This window comes from Streptomyces sp. NBC_00358 (assembly GCF_036099295.1).
GTDB lineage: Bacteria > Actinomycetota > Actinomycetes > Streptomycetales > Streptomycetaceae > Streptomyces.
Genome location: NZ_CP107976.1, coordinates 4,740,055 through 4,758,653, shown reverse-complemented (window position 1 = coordinate 4,758,653; position 18,599 = coordinate 4,740,055). Strand labels below are relative to the sequence as shown.

17 protein-coding genes and 1 tRNA gene are annotated in these 18,599 nt (G+C 67.7%); 9 read left to right on the top strand and 9 right to left on the bottom strand.

From position 1 onward, the window contains the following. The first annotated feature begins 327 nt into the window (after nucleotides 1-327). Entirely contained in the window at nucleotides 328-861 is a 534-nt protein-coding gene (locus OHT01_RS20085) for a peptidylprolyl isomerase (RefSeq protein WP_328554521.1), read from the top strand. Between the two features lie 152 nt (nucleotides 862-1,013). After that, nucleotides 1,014-1,925 (top strand): rhomboid family intramembrane serine protease, encoded by a 912-nt coding sequence (locus OHT01_RS20080; protein ID WP_328554520.1) that lies wholly within the window; start codon nucleotides 1,014-1,016, stop codon nucleotides 1,923-1,925. Between the two features lie 326 nt (nucleotides 1,926-2,251). On the opposite strand, the gene crgA is transcribed toward OHT01_RS20080, so the two are convergent. Beyond that, nucleotides 2,252-2,506, bottom strand: a complete 255-nt coding sequence (crgA, locus tag OHT01_RS20075) for a cell division protein CrgA (protein ID WP_328554519.1) — start codon at nucleotides 2,504-2,506, stop codon at nucleotides 2,252-2,254. A 142-nt stretch (nucleotides 2,507-2,648) separates the two neighbouring features. Between crgA and OHT01_RS20070 the strand changes: the two genes are divergently transcribed. From OHT01_RS20070 to OHT01_RS20045, 6 genes are all read left to right on the top strand, one after another. Further along, on the top strand, nucleotides 2,649-3,428 hold the full coding sequence (locus tag OHT01_RS20070; protein WP_328554518.1) for a DUF881 domain-containing protein: 780 nt from the start codon (nucleotides 2,649-2,651) through the stop codon (nucleotides 3,426-3,428). 68 nt (nucleotides 3,429-3,496) lie between these two features. Then, a complete protein-coding gene (locus tag OHT01_RS20065) occupies nucleotides 3,497-4,249 on the top strand; it encodes a class E sortase (RefSeq protein WP_328554517.1) in 753 nt (250 codons plus the stop codon). Between the two features lie 31 nt (nucleotides 4,250-4,280). Next, nucleotides 4,281-4,442 (top strand): hypothetical protein, encoded by a 162-nt coding sequence (locus tag OHT01_RS20060; protein WP_328554516.1) that lies wholly within the window; start codon nucleotides 4,281-4,283, stop codon nucleotides 4,440-4,442. Continuing rightward, nucleotides 4,439-5,077 carry an aminodeoxychorismate/anthranilate synthase component II gene (locus OHT01_RS20055; RefSeq protein WP_328554515.1) on the top strand — a complete coding sequence of 213 codons (639 nt, stop codon included), beginning with the start codon at nucleotides 4,439-4,441 and terminating at the stop codon, nucleotides 5,075-5,077. Before OHT01_RS20060 ends, OHT01_RS20055 begins: the two co-directional genes overlap by 4 nt. Then, nucleotides 5,074-6,507, top strand: coding sequence for a class E sortase (locus OHT01_RS20050; protein ID WP_443043414.1), 1,434 nt, complete (start codon nucleotides 5,074-5,076; stop codon nucleotides 6,505-6,507). The genes OHT01_RS20055 and OHT01_RS20050 overlap by 4 nt, the downstream gene beginning before the upstream one ends. A 181-nt stretch (nucleotides 6,508-6,688) precedes the next feature. Then, nucleotides 6,689-7,363 (top strand): class E sortase, encoded by a 675-nt coding sequence (locus OHT01_RS20045; protein ID WP_328554514.1) that lies wholly within the window; start codon nucleotides 6,689-6,691, stop codon nucleotides 7,361-7,363. 91 nt (nucleotides 7,364-7,454) lie between these two features. Here OHT01_RS20045 and OHT01_RS20040 read toward each other — a convergent pair whose 3' ends face one another. From OHT01_RS20040 to OHT01_RS20010, 7 genes are all read right to left on the bottom strand, one after another. After that, nucleotides 7,455-8,504: a restriction endonuclease gene (locus tag OHT01_RS20040; protein WP_328554513.1), complete on the bottom strand. Its 1,050-nt coding sequence runs from the start codon at nucleotides 8,502-8,504 to the stop codon at nucleotides 7,455-7,457. Nucleotides 8,505-8,765: 261 nt separating this feature from the next. Further along, nucleotides 8,766-10,763, bottom strand: coding sequence for a Stk1 family PASTA domain-containing Ser/Thr kinase (gene pknB / locus OHT01_RS20035; protein ID WP_328554512.1), 1,998 nt, complete (start codon nucleotides 10,761-10,763; stop codon nucleotides 8,766-8,768). Nucleotides 10,764-10,933: 170 nt separating this feature from the next. Beyond that, the gene (locus OHT01_RS20030; protein WP_328554511.1) at nucleotides 10,934-12,415 is read right to left on the bottom strand and encodes a peptidoglycan D,D-transpeptidase FtsI family protein; all 1,482 of its coding nucleotides are present in this window, start codon (nucleotides 12,413-12,415) and stop codon (nucleotides 10,934-10,936) included. After that, entirely contained in the window at nucleotides 12,412-13,848 is a 1,437-nt protein-coding gene (locus OHT01_RS20025) for an FtsW/RodA/SpoVE family cell cycle protein (protein ID WP_328554510.1), read from the bottom strand. Before OHT01_RS20025 ends, OHT01_RS20030 begins: the two co-directional genes overlap by 4 nt. 26 nt (nucleotides 13,849-13,874) lie before the next feature. After that, on the bottom strand, nucleotides 13,875-15,419 hold the full coding sequence (locus OHT01_RS20020; RefSeq protein ID WP_328554509.1) for a Stp1/IreP family PP2C-type Ser/Thr phosphatase: 1,545 nt from the start codon (nucleotides 15,417-15,419) through the stop codon (nucleotides 13,875-13,877). Nucleotides 15,420-15,539: 120 nt separating this feature from the next. Then, nucleotides 15,540-16,061: an FHA domain-containing protein FhaB/FipA gene (locus OHT01_RS20015; protein ID WP_328554508.1), complete on the bottom strand. Its 522-nt coding sequence runs from the start codon at nucleotides 16,059-16,061 to the stop codon at nucleotides 15,540-15,542. Between the two features lie 10 nt (nucleotides 16,062-16,071). Then, nucleotides 16,072-16,914, bottom strand: a complete 843-nt coding sequence (locus OHT01_RS20010; RefSeq protein WP_328554507.1) for a DUF3662 and FHA domain-containing protein — start codon at nucleotides 16,912-16,914, stop codon at nucleotides 16,072-16,074. A gap of 578 nt (nucleotides 16,915-17,492) precedes the next feature. Between OHT01_RS20010 and OHT01_RS20005 the strand changes: the two genes are divergently transcribed. Continuing rightward, nucleotides 17,493-17,576, top strand: a tRNA-Leu gene (locus OHT01_RS20005). A gap of 368 nt (nucleotides 17,577-17,944) precedes the next feature. On the opposite strand, the gene OHT01_RS20000 is transcribed toward OHT01_RS20005, so the two are convergent. Then, on the bottom strand, nucleotides 17,945-18,598 hold the full coding sequence (locus OHT01_RS20000) for an FMN-dependent NADH-azoreductase (protein ID WP_328554506.1): 654 nt from the start codon (nucleotides 18,596-18,598) through the stop codon (nucleotides 17,945-17,947). Between the last annotated feature and the right edge of the window lies 1 nt (nucleotide 18,599).

The window sequence follows — 18,599 nt, the reverse complement described above, 5'->3', positions numbered from 1 at the left end:
TTTCCACCCCTATGGGGATCATGCCCGTCCAAGGGGTCCGGGGCATGTGAGGGCGGGCATCCGTGTCACGGGTGCCGACTCCCGGGGACTCCCGGGACGGAGCCGGTCAGGTGTCGATCAAGTGAGATAGCGGATTAATACGGGGCAACGGGAGCTTGTCGTCGACAATGCCACGGATCGCCTCGGCCCGCCCCCGTCCCGCAGCGACTCGACCGGTTTTCTGCGGGACCGGCGTCCGCACGCGCGTCCGGAGGTGGCGGTCGGGCGCTGACCGGCCCGGTCCGTGCGAGGATCGGGCCGTCAAGAGAAGGCAACGGAAGGCAGATCGTGGCCGAGCAGCTTCACGCCACCCTGAAGACCAACCAAGGCGACATCGACATCCGGCTCCTGCCGAACCACGCGCCCAAAACGGTCCGGAACTTTGTCGAGCTCGCCACGGGTGAGCGTGAGTGGGTCAACCCCGAGACGGGCGTGAAGTCCACGGACAAGCTCTACGACGGCACGGTCTTCCACCGGGTGATCAGCGGTTTCATGATCCAGGGCGGCGACCCGCTGGGCAACGGCACCGGTGGCCCCGGCTATCAGTTCGAGGACGAGTTCCACCCGGACCTTCGCTTCGACAAGCCGTACCTGCTGGCCATGGCCAACGCCGGACCGGCCACCAACGGCTCCCAGTTCTTCATCACCGTCTCCCCGACGGCCTGGCTGACCCGCAAGCACACCATCTTCGGTGAGATCACCGACGCGGCGAGCCAGAAGGTCGTGGACGCCATCGCCGGTGCCCAGACCAATCCGCGCACCGACCGCCCGGTCAACGACGTCGTCATCGAGTCGGTCGTCGTCGAGACCCGCGAGCGTTGAGACCGCGCCGGGCTGCACATCCGTGAGCCCGAAGGCTCCCGACAGGGAACCAAACGCCCCGTTCATCCGTAAGGATGGACGGGGCGGTGCGTTGCGCACCCGGACCCGCTGAGACCGTGTGCGAGCCGCCGTACGGAGATTGAGGGGACCCCATGGACCAGCAGCCCGGCAGCCCGCAGGGCCCGAGGGATCAGGGACCGCAGGACGCCCGGAGCCTGCCCGGTTGCTACCGGCACCCTGGCCGCGAGACCGGTGTCCGCTGCACCCGCTGTGAACGTCCGATCTGCCCCGAGTGCATGGTCAGCGCTTCCGTCGGCTTCCAGTGCCCCGACTGTGTCCGCGGCGGCTCCGGCACCGGGCACGCCCCGGCGGCCAGTCGGCCGCGCACCCTCGCGGGCGGCACGATCGCGGCGGACCCCCGGCTCGTCACCAAGGTTCTGATCGGCGTCAACCTGGCGATCTACCTCGTCCAGCTCTCGGTGGGCTACGCGTTCACCAACCGCTTCACCCTCTTCGGCAATGCCTTGCTCGCCGGCCACCTGCAGGGCGTGGCCGAAGGCCAGTGGTACCGGATGCTGACGTCGATGTTCCTGCACAGCCCGAGCAGCTACATGCACATCATTTTCAACATGCTCAGCCTGTGGTGGGTCGGCGGTCCGCTGGAGGCGGCCCTCGGCCGTGCCCGCTACATCACTCTCTACTTCGTCTCGGGTCTCGCGGGCAGTGCGCTCACCTATCTGCTGGCCGACCCGACCCAGCAGACGCTCGGCGCCTCCGGCGCGATCTTCGGCCTGTTCGGCGCCACCGCGGTCCTGATGCGCCGGCTCAACTACGACATGCGCCCGGTCATCGCCCTGCTGGTGATCAACCTGATCTTCACCTTCGGGTGGAGCGGCATCGCCTGGCAGGCGCACATCGGCGGTCTGGTCGGCGGTGTGGTGGTCGGCTACGCGATGGTCCACGCGCCGCGAGAGCGGAGGAATCTCGTCCAGTACGGGGTCGCCGGGCTGATGCTCGTCGCGGTGGTCCTCACGACGCTGCTCAGGACCGCTCAGCTCACCTGAAGCACGGCTGGTCAGGGCCTCTGTCGGCTCACCTGAGAAGGCGCCGGGCTCACCTGAGAGTGATGTTGTCCACAGACCGTGGCGGATCTTGTGCACGCTGTGCGGGAACAGCTGTGCCCCCTGTCACTGACCCGAGTTTCCCCAGGTCGGACAGGGGGCGAACAGGTTTGCGGGTGCTGATGGACCGGTCACACCGGCGTCAACCGCGGCAAGAGTTATCCACAGATCGTCTTTCTTTTCCACCTGTGGACAACTCTTGTGGATAACTCAGTGGATAGTCGTGGGCAGAGCTGCTGACCCGCTCGTTTCCACGTGGGTGAAGACGGTCACTTCCACTGTGTGGAGACGCCGAACCCGGCCGCGATGAAGCCGAAGCCGACCACGATGTTCCAGTTGTCCAGCGCGTCGATCGGCAGGGAGCCGTCCGTCACGTAGAAGACGACGATCCAGGCGAGCCCGATGAGGAACATGGCCAGCATGGCCGGTGCCACCCAGGTGTTGCTGGTCAGCTTGAGGTTGGTCGCCTGCTTCGCCGGGGGCGGCGTGTAGTCGGCCTTCTTGCGGATACGTGACTTCGGCACGAGGGTCTCTCCTGTCGATGCGCTGCGTGGCCGCGCAGGGAACTGGGGCGGGCTCCGGGGCAGCGTACAAGGGGACACTGAGTGCTCCCCCGGGCGTCCGTTAGCGTAGTGCTTCCGCGGCGCCGAAGGAGATAAGGGTACGTTGAGCAATTCTGCCGACTCCCCCGGGACTGGTTCCAGTCCTGGCGGTACGCACCGTTTCCGGCCCGTACGTGTCCTCACGGTCGCCGTCTTCGCCCTTGCGGGCCTCATCTTCTTCACGAGCTTCGATACGGCCAAGGGTACGAACATCCGTACGGACTCGTCCATGTTGAAGCTCTCCGACCTGATTCAGGAGCGCAGCCACAAGAACGCGACGCTGGACGAGTCCAACGGCGCCCTGCGCGACGACGTGGACAGCCTCGCCGGCCGTGAGGACGGCAGCAGCGTGGCCGACGACGCCAAGGTCGCCGCGCTGGAGAAGAACGCGGGCACCCAGAAGCTGAAGGGCGAGGCGGTCACGGTCACCCTCAACGACGCCCCGCCCAACGCGACGGCGAAGCTTCCCGGCTATCCCGAGCCGCAGCCCGACTACCTCGTCATCCACCAGCAGGATCTCCAGGCCGTGGTGAACGCCCTGTGGCAGGGCGGAGCCAAGGGCATCAAGGTCATGGACCAGCGGCTGATCTCCACCAGCGCCGTGCGCTGTGTCGGCAACACCCTGATCCTCCAGGGCCGCGTCTACTCGCCGCCTTACAAGATCACCGCCGTCGGTGACCCGGGGAAGCTCCAGAAGGCGCTCGCGGCCTCTCCGGCGATCCAGAACTACATGGTGTACGTCAACGTCTACGGGCTCGGCTGGAAAGTCGAGGAGGACGGGACGGTGACTCTTCCCGGCTACTCGGGCACAGTGGATCTCCACTACGCGAAGCCCGTGGAGTAGGTGCCGGGTCTCGCGGAGCAGCGGGTGAAGCCTGTGGAGCGAGCTGCCGCCGGGGGGACCTTGTGTCGGTGCGAGTGGTCGTCAGGACGATCAGTGAGCTGTGCGTCACCGTCGGCAGCCTGATCGTCCTCTTCGTGGTCTACGTGCTGTTCTGGACGGGCGTACAGGCCGACAGCGCGATGAACCACCAGATCGACGTGCTCCAGAAGCAGTGGTCGAAGGGATCGGTGACCCAGGAGCCGACGGCCTCGCCGGGCTCTTCGGGCTCCTCCGGTACGGCCGGCTCCTCAGGGAGCGCGAGTGGTACCGGCGGCACGGCCACCGAGAGCCCGAAGGCGCCCGGTCCCTACAAGTACGGCGGCCCGTTCGCGGTCATGTACATCCCCCGGCTTGGTTTCACGTGGAACAAGCCCGTGCTCGAAGGCACCGCCACACAGGTCCTGAAGAAGGGCCTCGGCCACTACCGGGGCACCGCCCAGCTCGGCCAGGAGGGCAACTTCTCGGTCGCCGGTCACCGGCGCACGTACGGGGATCCCTTCAAGGACTTTCCCGAGCTCAGGCGCGGCGACGCGGTGGTGCTGACGGACGGGACGGCCTGGTTCACGTATCGGATCGACAAAGGCCCCTACAAAACGGTGCCCTCCGACATTGAGGTGATCGACCCTGTGCCACGTAAGTCCGGGTATACGCGTCCGGGACGCTATCTCACGCTGACCACGTGTGATCCGGAGTGGGGGCACAGTCACCGGTTGATCGTCTGGGCACATCTTGATTCCACACAGCCTGTGGAGGCAGGGAAACCGGCGGCTCTGCGCCGTTAGTCTGTTGGCGTACGGCGACGGAAGGGACGGCATGTACGGCTGGATCTGGCGGCATCTGCCGGGGAGCGTATGGGTGAAGGCGCTGGTCGCACTCGTGCTCGTCCTGGCCGTGGTCTACGTGCTCTTCCAGTACATCTTCCCCTGGGCCGAACCGCTGCTGCCCTTCAACGATGTGACGGTGGACAACCAGTGAGCACGCGCATCCTCGTGGTGGACAACTACGACAGCTTCGTCTTCAACCTGGTCCAGTACCTGTACCAGTTGGGCGCGGAGTGCGAGGTGCTGCGCAACGACGAGGTGTCGACCGCGCACGCCCAGGACGGCTTCGACGGTGTACTCCTGTCCCCTGGGCCCGGTGCTCCCGAACAGGCCGGTGTCTGTATCGACATGGTCCGGCACTGTGCCGAGACCGGGGTTCCCGTCTTCGGTGTCTGCCTCGGGATGCAGTCCATGCAGGTGGCGTACGGCGGTGTGGTCGACCGCGCGCCCGAGCTGCTGCACGGAAAGACCTCGCTCGTGGAGCACCAGGGCAAGGGCGTCTTCGCGGGCCTGCCGTCGCCCTTCACCGCGACCCGCTACCACTCGCTGGCGGCCGAGCCGGACACGGTCCCGGCCGAACTGGAGGTCACGGCCCGCACCCACGACGGGATCGTCATGGGCCTCAGACACCGCGAACTGCCGGTCGAGGGTGTGCAGTTCCACCCCGAGTCGGTGCTGACCGAGCACGGTCACCGGATGCTCGCCAACTGGCTGCTCGAATGCGGGGACAAGGTGGCCGTGGCGAGGTCGGCGGGGCTCGCCCCGGTGGTGGGCAGGGCCACGGCGTGACCGCGCTGCGCCCCGAGCGCGAGAGCTCCCCGTACGGCGGCGAGGCCGCGTACGGGGGCGCAGGCGCGTTCGAGGCGACAGCCGGTGGGGTCGCGGACCCGTTGACGGATCCGCTGCCCGGCCAGGGACAGGGCGTACAGCAGGGGTACGGCCCCGGCGGGTACGGACCGGACTGGCACGCAGCGCAGCAGCAGCAGTTCCAGGCCGCTCAGTTGCAAGCGGCCCAGGTACAGGCCGCGCAGGCACAGGCCGCCCAGCAGCAGGCTCAGGCGGCTCAACTGCAGGCGGCTCAGTTGCAGGCCGCTCAAGCGCAGGCCGCCCAGGCGCAGGCTTCCCACGGGTACGCGGCTCAGGTCCCGACGCAGGCCATCCCGACCACGCCGGCGAACGCCCCGTCGTACGCGGACATGTACGGACGGACGCACTCCGCGCCGTACGAGGAGCCCGCGGTCGCTCAGTACCGCGGCCCGGTGGCCGCTCCCCGGGCGGAACCGGTTCCCGCGCGCCCGCCGCGGGACGACGAGACGGTCGCGCTGCGTCTGCCTGATCTTCCTCGAACGGGAGAGGGCGCCGTACGTGGGGCCGGGAGCGGGGTCGGTCCCGCGCCTGGAGGCCGTGCGGCCCGCCGTAAGGCCGCCAGACGGCACGGGCGGCCCGGAGGGGAGCAGGAGCCCCAGGAGTCCCAGGAAGGGGCTCAGGAGGCCGCTGGGGCGCCCCGAAGCCGGATGGACGCCCGGCGTGCGGCTCGGGCGCGCAAGCCCAGCGCGGGTGTGCTCATGAGCCGGATGGTCGGCGAGGTGTTCATCACCACCGGCGTTCTGATGCTGCTGTTCGTGACGTACCAGCTGTGGTGGTCGAACGTGCGGGCGCACGAGCAGGCGGGCAGTGCCACGCAACACCTCCAGCAAGACTGGGCGAACGGAAAACGGAATCCGGGGTCGTTCGCGCCCGGCCAGGGCTTCGCCATCCTGCACATTCCGAAGCTGGACGTGGTCGCGCCGATCGCGGAGGGCACGAGCAAGACGAACGTGCTCGACCGCGGAATGGTCGGTCACTACGGCGAGGCACCCCTCAAGACGGCGATGCCTGACGCCAAGACGGGCAACTTCGCGCTCGCCGGGCACCGCAACACCCACGGCGAGCCGTTCCGCTACATCAACCGGCTCAAGCCGGGCGACAACATCGTGGTCGAGACGCAGGACGACTACTACGTCTACAAGATGACGTCGATCCTGCCGGTGACGAGCCCGGCCAACACGAGCGTGCTCGATCCGATTCCCAAGGGTTCGACCTTCACCGCGCCGGGCCGCTACATCACACTCACCACCTGCACACCGGAGTTCACCAGTAAGTACCGGATGATCGTCTGGGGCAAGATGGTCGAGGACCGGCCGCGCAGCAAGGGCAAGCCCGACGCGCTGATCGGCTGAGGACCGGCGCCGACGACGCCCGCACGGAGGCGTGCGTGCGCGCGTCACGTGCACGTGAGACAAACTGAGACACACCAGACGGGGCAGATGAACTGTGGCAGCGAGGATCGACCACGACGAACGCGCCGGATCGGAAGCCGGATACGCGACCGCCGGTGACGCTCCCGGGGGGCGCCGGCCCATGGGATGGTTCGCGATAGCGGTCAGCGTCTTCGGTGAACTCCTCATCACCGTGGGGCTGGTGCTCGCTCTGTTCGTCGTCTACTCGCTGTGGTGGACGAACGTCGTGGCCGACCGCCAGGCGCACAAGCAGGGCGACAAGGTCCGCGACCACTGGGCACAGGCACCGAGCGGTCCGGGCGCCCTGGACACCAAGGACGGCATCGGCTTCCTGCATGTCCCGTCGATGAGGAACGGCGAGGTCCTCGTCCAGAAGGGCACGGCGACGAAGGTCCTCAACGAGGGTGTCGCCGGTTACTACACGGACCCCGTCAAGGCGTCCCTGCCGATGACCGGTAAGAACGGCAACTTCACGCTGGCGGCCCACCGGGACGGCCACGGTGCCAAGTTCCACAACATCGACAAGATCAGCAAGGGTGACGCGGTCGTCTTCGAGACGCGGGACAAGTGGTACGTCTACAAGGTCTTCGACATCCTCCCGGAGACCTCGAAGTACAACGTCAAGGTTCTCCAGACGGTCCCGAAGCAGTCGGGTAAGACGAAGCCCGGCCACTACATCACCCTGACGACCTGCACTCCGGTGTACACCTCCCGCTACCGCTATGTGGTGTGGGGCGAACTGGTGCGGGTCGACAAGGTCGACAGCGCGCGGACGCCTCCGAAGGAACTGCGTTAGCGAGGCCGGTCGTTACGCATAAAATGAGCTGGGCCCGAAGCCGCAACTATCTCTTGCGACTTCGGGCCCTTTCCTGTGTCTCCGGTGACGCCTACTGAAGGGAAGCCAGCGGAACGCCCGCGCTCCACTTCTCCACGTGGGAGCGGTCGACGAGCGTGACGCCGTGGGTCTCCGCGATGGCGCGCGCGTCGGGCGTGAACGATGTCGTGGCGACGAACAGCGCCACGTCGGCCGTGTGCTGGACGAGGGAAGCGCCGAGGAACTTCTGCAGTTCGCCGCTCCACACCGGGCGGTAGGGCGCGAAGCTCTTGCACTGAGCGACGACCGAGCGGCCGTCGGCGGTGAGCGCGGTGACGTCCACTCCCCGGTCACCCGGGCCGCCGTGCACGATGACGTCCGTGCAGCCGTCGCGGCGCAGCAGGACGGCGACGTGGTGCTCGAACTCCCGCCAGTTCATGGCGTCGATGGAGGCCATGATTCCGGTGTACTGGCGCGGACCACGAGTGCGTTCGAGTTCGGTGATGCGAGTCTCGTGGCCGCACATCTGCTGCTCGATCCGTTGGACATCCTCACGGAGCGAGATGAGTTCCTGACGGTGTTCGCCCGAAGTTTCGATCAGGGCGTTGAACATGGGGACGACGGTCTTGCCGAGGATGTGGGTGATGCGCTGGTCGATGTGGTCGTCGAGGGCGTGGGGCGCCTCTGAGGCCGGGGTGTCGACCGGGCGGGTGCGCGCCAGGTACTCCATGTCGAGGAGGTAGGTGCGGATCTGGCGGGCGACGTCGCTGTCGCGGAGGAGCATGGCGACGTTGAGGACGGCCCGGCGCGACCAGAGGGCCAGGCTGGAGCGGGGCTGTGGATAACTGTCGCGATAGGAACTCAAGCTGAGTTCCTTAAATTCCTGCAGCTCAGTGCCACGAAGGACGCGAAGACCGTTGGATTCGAGCTCCTGCCGGTGGCGGCTCAGAAGGTTGTTGATCACTGTTTCGGCGACCTCGAAGTATGTCGCCACCATTGTCGTCGTCACATGCATGCCATCCGGCAGCAGTGACAATGCCTTGACCCGGTCGAGCACGTCTGTGCGCTCCAGCACACTGCCCCGCAGGGTCTTCGATTCCAGCAGAGCCGCTTCGTCGATCACGTACTGCCTCTTCTGCTTGTGCCGTTGCTGTCTGGATGGGGCAGGGCTTCGCTTCCCCATCCCATGCCTTCAACGAATCGGGAAGTATGAAGAAACGGTCGAATCTCGTACACCAGGTCGCTGGAGCAGTGCAGCGGATCATCGGGCCGGCCGGCAGGTCTGTTCAGCCGTGTGTCATCAGAGGAAACGGAAAGGGCCCCGGCACTCAGTGAGTGCCGGGGCCCTTTCCGTCGGTTGCCCGAGTACGGTCCTTGGTGGGGCCTATCCGTTGTTGCCGCCGAAGAGGCCGCCGCCACCGTCGTTGTTGCCGCCGTTGTTGTTGCCCAGCTTGACCGTCGTGAGGACGACGGTCGTGTTGTCCGGGCTGTCGACGGGGCTGTTGGCGTTCGGGTTCTGTCCGATCACCCTCGCGTCGTCGCTTCCGTCGCTGCCCTGGGCGAACTGGATGTTGTTGAAGCCGGCTCCCTGCAGGATCTGCCTCGCCTCGGCCACGGTCTTGCCGACGACGTTCGGCACGGTCGTCTGCTGCTTGGCCTTGCCGATCTGGATCGTCACCTTGGAACCGGGGTCGGCCTGGGTGTTGGCCGCCGGGGCCGTCTGGATGACCTTGCCGACCAGGTTCTGGTCGTCGGTGTCCGTGTCGACGCAGTCGCCGACGAGGTTGTTGGCCTGCATCTGCGTCTTGGCCTCGTCGCAGCTCTTGCCCGTGACGTCCGGGACGGTGGACTGCTTCTTCTCCTTGGCGACGGTCAGGGTGATGACCGAGCCCTTCTGCACCTCGTCACCGAACGGCGGGTCCTGGTCCAGGACGGTGTTCGGGGTCTCCGCGGAGTCCTCGTACTTCGGCTTGACCGTGAACCCGTACTTGTCGTCCTGGAGGATCTGCTTGGCCTGGTCCAGGGTCTTGCCCTTGACGGTCGGCACTACGACCTTCGGCGCTCCGGTGGACACGACCACATGGATCGTGTCGCCCTTCTTCACCTTCGAGCCGAGCGCCGGGTCCTGCGAGCAGATGTTGCCCTTGGGTTCCTTCTCGCAGGGCTTGCGGGTGGGGGAGAGCTTCAGGTCGCGGTTGTCCGCCAGTCTCCTGGCGTCAGGCAGTGTCTGACTGACGAAGTTGGGCACGTCGAACGCCTCGTTGGCCGTTCCCTTGCCCGAGAACGCGTACTTCCCGATCAGGATCGCGCCGATCAGCACCAGGACGCCCGCGACGACCAGGAGGATCGTCGAGGTGTTGCTGTTGTTCTTCTTCTGGCGGCGGCGGTCCGGGCGGTCGTCGTAGCCGTAGCCGCCGTCGTCCGGGTTCATCGGCGGGAGCATCGACGTGGCCTGGGCGTCCGAGGAGCGCAGGGCCGTGGTCGGCTGGTCGTCGCCGTAGCCGTAGCCGACCGAGCCCATGGCGGCGCTGGCCGCGACGGGCTGGCCGTCGAGGCAGGCCTCGATGTCGGCGCGCATCTCGTCGGCGGACTGGTACCGGTAGTCGGGGTCCTTGACGAGGGCCTTCAGCACGATCGCGTCCATCTCGGGCGTGATCTCGGGGTCGAAGACCGACGGGGGCTGGGGTTCCTCGCGGACGTGCTGGTACGCGACGGCCACGGGGGAGTCGCCCACGAAGGGCGGGCGCACCGTCAGCAGCTCGTACAGCAGGCAGCCGGTGGAGTAGAGGTCCGAGCGGGCGTCGACCTGTTCGCCCTTCGCCTGCTCCGGCGAGAGGTACTGGGCCGTGCCGATGACCGCGGCGGTCTGCGTCATCGTCATGCCGGAGTCGCCCATGGCGCGGGCGATGCCGAAGTCCATGACCTTGACCTGGCCGTTGCGCGTCAGCATGACGTTGGCCGGCTTGATGTCGCGGTGGACGATGCCGGCGCGGTGCGAGTACTCCAGGGCCTGGAGGATGCCGATGGTCATCTCCATCGACCGCTCGGGGAGCAGTCTGCGGCCCGAGTGCAGCAGCTCGCGCAGCGTGGACCCGTCGACGTACTCCATCACGATGTACGGGATGGAGGTGTTGTCGATGTAGTCCTCACCCGTGTCGTAGACGGCGACGATCGCGGGATGGTTGAGCGAGGCGGCCGACTGGGCCTCCCGGCGGAACCGGGCCTGGAACGACGGGTCACGTGCGAGGTCCGCCCGCAGCGTCTTCACCGCCACGGTACGGCCGAGCCGGGTGTCATGCGCGAGGTAGACCTCCGCCATGCCACCACGGCCGAGCACGTGGCCCAGCTCGTACCGGCCGCCGAGGCGACGCGGCTCTTCCATAGCTACCTACCAGCCCTCTCCGTCGGTCCCGACCGCACCTTTGTGTGGTCCGGCGGTGTGCTGTCCGGGCATACGGTACCCGGATCGCCTTGTGTGACCTGGCCAAGACCGTCACCCGTGACAGGACCGGTATCGCAACGTGCACCGATGTGATGGGGACGTGAGCGGGGTCACTTCTTGCTGTCGATGACTGCCTTCATCACGTCCCTCGCGATGGGGGCGGCGAGACCGCCACCCGAGATGTCGTCACGGTTGGCGCTTCCGTCCTCGACCACGACGGCCACGGCGACAGGCGAGCTACCGTCGGGGAGTTTGGCATATGAGATGAACCACGCGTAGGGCTTCTCACTGTTGGCGACACCGTGCTGCGCGGTACCGGTCTTGCCGCCCACCGTGACGTTGGGGATCTGCGCGTTCGTACCCGTGCCTTGCTTGACGACCGTCTCCATCATGTCCTGCAGGATCTGGGCGTTGGACTCGGAGAGCGGCTGGCTGAGCTTCTCCGGCTCGGTCTGCGAGATGACGTCCAGGTTGGGCGCCTGCAGCTTGTCGACCATGTAGGGCTTCATGAGCGTGCCGTTGTTGGCGACCGCGGAGGCCACCATGGCCATCTGCAGCGGCGTCGCGGCGGTCTCGAACTGGCCGATGGAGCTGAGCGCGGTCTGCGGCCGGTCCATCTTCGTGGGGAAGACGGAGGCGTTGGAGCGCACCGGTGTGAGCTGCTCGGAGTTGAAGCCGAACTTCTCGGCCTCCGTCAGCATCTTCTCCTTGCGGAGGTCGGCGCCGATCTTGCCGAAGACGGTGTTGCACGAGAAGCGGAGGGCGATCCGCATGCTCGCGTTCTTGCAGGGGATGTTCCCCTCGTTCTTCAGCTCGGTCGTGGTGCCCGGCAGGATGTACGGCAGCGGAGAGTCGGTGTGCTGGTCCGCGGACGTGTAGAGGCCGTTCTCCAGCGCGGCCGCCGCGGTGACCACCTTGAAGGTGGAGCCCGGCGGGTAGGTCTCGCGCAGCGCCCGGTTGAGCATCGGGTCGTCGGGGTTGTTCTTCTTCTGGAGCTTGTTCCAGGCCTTCTCGTCGCTCCCGGAGGTGCCGGCGAAGGCCGAGGGGTCGTACGACGGGGTCGAGGCCAGTGCCAGGATCGCGCCGGTCTGCGGGTTGATCGCGGCGACCGCGCCCTTGCCGCGGCTCAGCAGGCCCTGGTACGCGGCCTTCTGCGCGGCGGCGTTGAGGGTGGTGACGACGTTGCCGCCCTGCTGCTTCTTGCCCGTGAGCATGTCGAGGGTGTTGCGGAAGAAGAGCCGGTCGTCGTTGCCGGTGAGGATGCCGTCGTCCAGCTTCTCCAGCTGGGAGGCGTCGAAGGCCTGCGAGGCGTACCCCGTGACCGGCGCCCACATGGGGCCGTTCTTGTAGGTGCGCTTGTACTCGAAGTCGTCGATGCCGTTCTTCTTCGACTTGACGGCCCCGGTGACCGGGTTGCCGTCGACGATGATGTCGCCGCGCGGGGTGGCGTACCGCTCGATGGCGACGCGGCGGTTGTTCGAGTCGCTCCGCAGGCCGTCCGCCTGGACGTACTGGACGTAGTTGTCGCGGAGGAGCAGGGCGAGGACGAGCAGCCCGCAGAAGATCGCGATCCGGCGCAGGGGCTTGTTCACGGGCGGACCACCTGGGTCATCTCGGCGTCGGGGCTGGGGGCGGGTGCGGGCGCCGGGCGTCGGGCGGTGTCACTGATTCTGATCAGGATGCCCATCAGTGCCCAGTTGGCGATGACGGAGGAGCCTCCGTAGGCCACGAACGGCATCGTCATACCGGTCAGCGGGATCAGGCCCATGACGCCGCCGGCGACGACGAAGACCTGGAGCGCGAAGCCGCCGGAGAGGCCCACGGCGAGGAGCTTGCCGAACGGGTCGCGGGCCGCGAGGGCGGTTCGGATGCCGCGTTCGACGATGAGGCCGTAGAGCACCAGGATCGCCATGATTCCGGCCAGGCCCATTTCCTCGCCGAAGCTGGCGAGGATGAAGTCGGAGTTGGCGGCGAACCGGATGAGTTCGGAGTGGCCCTGTCCCCATCCGGTGCCGAGGGTGCCGCCGGAGCCGAAGGCCCACAGGGCCTGCATGGACTGCTCGGTGTGACCGGGGACGCCCTGCCGACTCTGCATGAACTCGTGCATGGGGTCGAGCCAGGCCTGGACACGCTGCTGGACGTGCGTCTCGAAGGTCGCCACACCGACCGCGCCGGCCGCGGACATCAGCAGACCGAAGACGATCCAGCTGGTGCGCTCGGTGGCGACGTACAGCATGATGATGAACATTCCGAAGAACAGCAGCGACGTACCGAGGTCGGTCTCGAAGACCAGGATCAGGATCGAGATGAACCAGACCACGAGGATCGGGCCGAGGTCGCGGCCGCGGGGCAGGTACAGGCCCATGAAGCGGCGGCTGGCGAGGGCCAGCGCGTCGCGTTTGACCATCAGATAGCCGGCGAAGAAGATCGCCAGGACGATCTTGGCGAACTCACCGGGCTGGATCGAGAAGCTGCCGACGTGGATCCAGATCTTGGCGCCGTAGATGTTGGCGCCGAGGCCGGGGACCAGCGGCAGGAGCAGCAGCACCAGGGCGCCGACCATGGAGATGTAGGTGTAGCGCTGCAGGACGCGGTGGTCCTTCAGGAAGATCAGCACGATGACGAACAGGGCGATGCCCAGCGCGGTGTACATCAGCTGGCGGGGTGCCGCGGTGCCGGCCTGCTTGATCGACTGGAGCAGTTTGGACTGGTCCAGGCGCCAGATCATCACCAGCCCGAGGCCGTTCAGCAGCGTCGCCACCGGCAGCAGCAGCGGGTCCGCGTACGGGGCGAACTTCCGTACGACGAGGTGGGCGACGCCGGCCAGCAGGCCGAGGCCGAGGCCGTAACTCAGGAGGCCGGCGGGCACCTTGTCGTCGATGGCGAGGCCCACGTTGGCGTAGGCGAACACCGGGATGACGACGGCGAACACCAGCAAGGCCAGTTCGGTGTTGCGTCGGCTGGGTGCGCCGATCGATCCGATCGTGGACGTGTGGTGCGTCGGCGTGTTCGTACTGCTGCTCATCGTGTGACAGGGCCCCTCACGGCTTCTTACTGCTTACCGCACAGCGAGACCAGCTTCTGCTCCTCGTCGGAGAGGCTGGGGCCGGGTGTGGGAGTGGGTGCGGTCGTGGACTTGGAGGACGAAGGTGTCGAGCTCGACGGGGTCGGGCTCGGGGTGGACGTGGCCTTGGACGTCAGGGAGGTCTTTGTGGTTCCCGTGGTTCCCGTGGCCTTGCCCGAACCGGTCGCGGTGCTGTTCTCGCTCTCGGCGGCGCGGCGCTGCGCTTCCTTGTGGCACGCGGAGGCCTGCACGGCGAGTTCGTCGATCTTCGACTTCGCGTCGGCGAGGCCGCCTTCGGTGATCGTCGCCTTGACCTGCTTCTGCTGATAGGGCGGCAGGTACTTGAGTTCGATCTCGGGGTGGTCCTTCTCCACCTTCGAGAGCGAGACCCAGGCGAGGTCCTGGCTGATGCCCCGGTACAGCGCGACGTGTTCGTCGTTGGCGCCGACGTAGTACTGCGTCTGCGTCCAACGGTAGCCGCCGTACAGACCGCCGCCGATGACGGCGAGTGTCAGGACGATGTAGAAGGATCTCTTCAGCCACCTGCGTCCGGTGCGCGGCTTGACGAAGTCCTCGTCCGAGTAGTCGCCGAAGCTGCCCGTGGACACGTAGCCGGTGGTGTCACCGCTGCCGGGCGGGCCGAACTCGCCGCCGCCCTGTCCGGGCACGGGCCGGCCGAGGCTGGAGGCGCGGCCGGCGGGGGTCTGCATGGCGCCGTTGTCGTGCAGCTGGTGCTGCTGCTGGTTCTCGGCGACCGCGCCGACCACGACCGGGGTGTCGGAGAGCTGTGCGGCGAGGGTGTCCCCGGAGTCGATGTCGAGGACATCGGCCACGATGACGGTGATGTTGTCCGGGCCGCCTCCGCGCAGTGCGAGCTGGATGAGCTCCTGCACGGTCTCCTGCGGGCCCTGGTAGCTGGCGAGGGTGTCTTCCATCGTCTGATGGGAGACGACGCCGCTGAGGCCGTCGGAGCAGATCAAGTAGCGGTCGCCGGCGCGGACTTCACGGATGGAGAGGTCGGGCTCGACGTGGTCGCCACTGCCCAGCGCGCGCATCAGCAGGGAGCGCTGCGGGTGGGTGGTGGCTTCCTCCTCGGTGATGCGGCCCTCGTCGACGAGGCGCTGCACCCAGGTGTGGTCCTGTGTGATCTGCGTCAGTACGCCGTCCCGCAGCAGATAGGCGCGGGAGTCGCCTACGTGGACGAGGCCGAGGCGCTGGCCGGTCCACAGCAGGGCGGTGAGCGTGGTGCCCATGCCCTCGAGTTGCGGGTCCTCCTCGACCATCAGCCGGAGCTGGTCGTTGGCGCGCTGTACGGCGGTGCCGAGCGAGGTGAGGATGTCGGACCCGGGTACGTCGTCGTCGAGGGCGACGATGGTGGAGATCACCTCGGAACTGGCGACCTCACCGGCGGCCTGGCCGCCCATCCCGTCGGCGATCGCGAGCAGGCGAGGACCGGCGTAGCCCGAGTCCTCGTTGCCCTCGCGGATCATGCCTTTGTGCGATCCGGCGGCGAAGCGCAGTGACAGACTCATGCGCACCTCGCCCGTCGGCTCCGGGTACATCCGCACGGTGCCCACCCTCCGGTCGGGAGCGCGCCGGGGTCCAACGCATGGACCGCCGTTGCGTGCTCGCTCCGCTCGCTCATTGTCGTACTACTTCCGCAGCTCGATGACGGTCTTGCCGATGCGGATCGGCGCGCCCAGCGGAATGGGCGTCGGAGTCGTCAGTCGGCTCCGGTCGAGATACGTGCCATTGGTGGAGCCGAGATCCTCGACGATCCACTGGCCGTCCCGGTCCGGGTAGATCCTGGCATGCCTGCTGGACGCGTAGTCGTCGTCCAGCACGATGGTGCTGTCGTGCGCTCGGCCCAGGGTGATGGTCTGGCCCTGGAGCGCCACTGTCGTTCCCGTGAGGGTGCCCTCCGAGACGACCAATTTGGACGGTGCGCCGCGACGCTGCCGGCCGCCGCCGCTGGGCGGCTGCTGCTGGCGCTGCTGCGGAGGCGTGGCAGGCCGCGCGGCCTGCTGAGGCCTTGCGGCCTCCCTGCGGGAGCCGCGCTGTGTGACGCGCGTTCCGAACAGGTCGCTGCGGATGACCTGCACGGCCACGATCACGAACAGCCACAGTACGGCTAGGAAACCCAGCCGCATGACCGTGAGGGTCAGCTCTGACATTGCCCCCGCTTCACCCTTCGGCTTGCCGGTAAATGATGGTGGTGCTGCCCACGACGATCCGCGAGCCGTCGCGGAGCGTAGCGCGGGTTGTGTGCTGCCCGTCCACCACGATGCCGTTGGTGGACCCGAGATCCTGGATCGTCGAGGGCGTTCCGGTCCGGATCTCACAGTGCCGGCGCGATACGCCGGGGTCGTCGATCCGCACGTCGGCTTCGGTGCTGCGGCCCAGCACCAGCGTCGGGCGGGAGATCTGGTGGCGTGCGCCATTGATCTCGACCCAATGCCGCATACGGCCACCCGCGGCCGGGCCAGCCGGGGGCCGGGCGCCCATGGGTGACGCGCCCGGACGGCCGCCGGGCGGCGGCGCGGACGGCATGGGGGGAGCGGCCGTGGGCGGGTAGCCGTAGCCACCCTGGGCTCCGCGGGGTGCCGCCGGGGCGGGGCCCGCGGGGGCGCGCTCGGGGGACTGCTGGTTGGCGGAGGAGGCGAGCGTACGGCTGCGCACCCGGTACAGACCGGTGTCGAGGTCGTCCGCCTTCTCCAGGTGGACCTTGATGGGGCCCATGAAGGTGTATCGCTGCTGCTTGGCGTAGTCGCGGACCATACCGGCGAGCTCGTCTCCGAGCTGGCCGGAGTACGGGCTGAGCCGCTCGAAGTCCGGCGTGCTCAGCTCGACGATGAAGTCGTTGGGGACGACGGTCCGGTCGCGGTTCCAGATCGTGGCGTTGTTGTCGCACTCGCGCTGCAGGGCGCCGGCGATCTCCACGGGCTGGACCTCGGACTTGAACACCTTGGCGAAGGTGCCGTTGACCAGACCCTCGAGCCGTTGCTCGAATTTCTTCAGGACTCCCATGGGGCACCTCCTCCTTCGTTGCCGTCCTGGTACAGCTTGCTGTCGCCTGTCTGATCCTGCTGGCCTTGCTGGTACTGCTTACTGATCGTATCCACGCGTCGGGAAATCGGCTGGTTCCCCCTGTCGGCCCGGTCGACGGGTTGTCGACGCCTTCCGAAGTCCCCTCCCGAAGTTCCCTGGGAGGCCCCTCTTCGAACTCTTCCCGGCACAACTCCTGCCATGGATCGTAGAGGCGCCCCACGACCAGTGTCCCGCACCTGACTGTGCGGCCCGCCCGGCTCCTGGGGAGATGCGCAGGACCGGTACGAGGTTGATACGTGAACCGGTTCTGTCTGAAACGTGTGAAGGGTGCCGGGGCGGGAGTGAGGGACGCGGCCGGTGCCGGATCGGGAGCCGCGGGGGCCGCGGGCCGGGCGGGGCAAGGGCGCCGGGCCTGCGGTTGCCGGTCGCGGGGACGGGGGGTGCCGGGCGTGAGGGGCGGGGAAAAGGGATGTGAATCCACCCCTGACAGCGTGCTAATCTTCTGCATGTCGGAAGGCGCTCGCACCACTCGGTGGGAGACGGACGACACACCCAATGCGCGGGTGGCGGAATAGGCAGACGCGCTGGATTCAGGTTCCAGTGCCCGAAAGGGCGTGGGGGTTCAACTCCCCCCTCGCGCACAAGCTGAAAGCCCCTCAGGTTTCGACCTGGGGGGCTTTCGCGTTGTCCGGGGCCGTGTTGTCCGGGACGGCGGGGTCCGGGAGTCCGGTACTCGGTGTGCGGGACCCGCGGTGGTGCGGGCGGCTGTGGTGATGTTCCCGATGTCCGCCCGTGCTGCCACGCGATCGGGAGTGCCGGGCCATGCCGGCGGCTCGTGCTCGCCGTGAAGTGTGACGATGCTCTCATGTGAACGGCGGGGAGCCGTCCGGACCGCGGCGGCGGGTGGACGGGCGTTCGCGGACGCGGCGGAGCCCCGCGGGATCGGGTGTCCGGCCCTGCGGGGCTGTGTGCCGTCCTCGGTGGACGGAGCGGCGGTGGTCGCCGGGCGTTACGCGGCGACGCGCTCCGCGGCCTTCTTGGCCTGGATGGCCGCTTCGTCGAGGGCCTTGCTGCGGGACGCCTCGAAGAGCGGGACCAGTTCGGCCATCGCCGGGTTGTGCGGGGCCATGGTGAGCTCCGGAACGATGAAGTCGAGGTCGAGGGCGAGCGCGTCGCGCAGTACGGCCTCCAGGTAGTTCTGGACGTACTCGAAGCCCTCGCGCGGAGTGCCGGGCGCGTACGAGCCGCCGCGGCTGGCGACGACGGTGACCGGGGTGCCCTTGGCCTTCGAGTCCTCGGCCATGGCGGTGCGCCCCATGAGGACGACGTTGTCGAGCCACGCCTTGAGGGTCGAGGGGATGGCGAAGTTGTACATGGGGGCGCCGATCAGGATCGCGTCCGCGTTCTCCAGCTCCTCGATGAGCTCCAGCCGTGCGGCGAAGGCCTCGGCCTGCCCGGGGGTGTGCGTGTCGGGGGCGGCGAAACCGGCGGTGTGGGCGTCCGCCGTGATGTGCGGCACGGGGTGCGCGGCGAGGTCGCGGTAGACGACCGTGCCGTCGGGGTGCTGCTCCTGCCAGGCCGTGCGGAAGGCGTTCGTCACGGCGCGCGAGGTGGAGGCGTCGCCCGTGAAGACGGACGAGTCGATGTGGAGGAGGGTGGCCATG

Bases quoted from the DNA above. Each gene is read 5' to 3' on its own strand.
- OHT01_RS20010 (WP_328554507.1), bottom strand. From the start codon at position 16,914: ATGGGAGTCCTGAAGAAATTCGAGCAACGGCTCGAGGGTCTGGTCAAC.
- pknB (WP_328554512.1), bottom strand. From the start codon at position 10,763: ATGGAAGAGCCGCGTCGCCTCGGCGGCCGGTACGAGCTGGGCCACGTG.
- OHT01_RS20060 (WP_328554516.1), top strand. From the start codon at position 4,281: ATGTACGGCTGGATCTGGCGGCATCTGCCGGGGAGCGTATGGGTGAAG.
- OHT01_RS20045 (WP_328554514.1), top strand. From the start codon at position 6,689: ATGGGATGGTTCGCGATAGCGGTCAGCGTCTTCGGTGAACTCCTCATC.
- OHT01_RS20015 (WP_328554508.1), bottom strand. From the start codon at position 16,061: ATGTCAGAGCTGACCCTCACGGTCATGCGGCTGGGTTTCCTAGCCGTA.
- OHT01_RS20080 (WP_328554520.1), top strand. From the start codon at position 1,014: ATGGACCAGCAGCCCGGCAGCCCGCAGGGCCCGAGGGATCAGGGACCG.
- OHT01_RS20025 (WP_328554510.1), bottom strand. From the start codon at position 13,848: ATGAGCAGCAGTACGAACACGCCGACGCACCACACGTCCACGATCGGA.
- OHT01_RS20000 (WP_328554506.1), bottom strand. From the start codon at position 18,598: ATGGCCACCCTCCTCCACATCGACTCGTCCGTCTTCACGGGCGACGCC.
- OHT01_RS20020 (WP_328554509.1), bottom strand. From the start codon at position 15,419: ATGAGTCTGTCACTGCGCTTCGCCGCCGGATCGCACAAAGGCATGATC.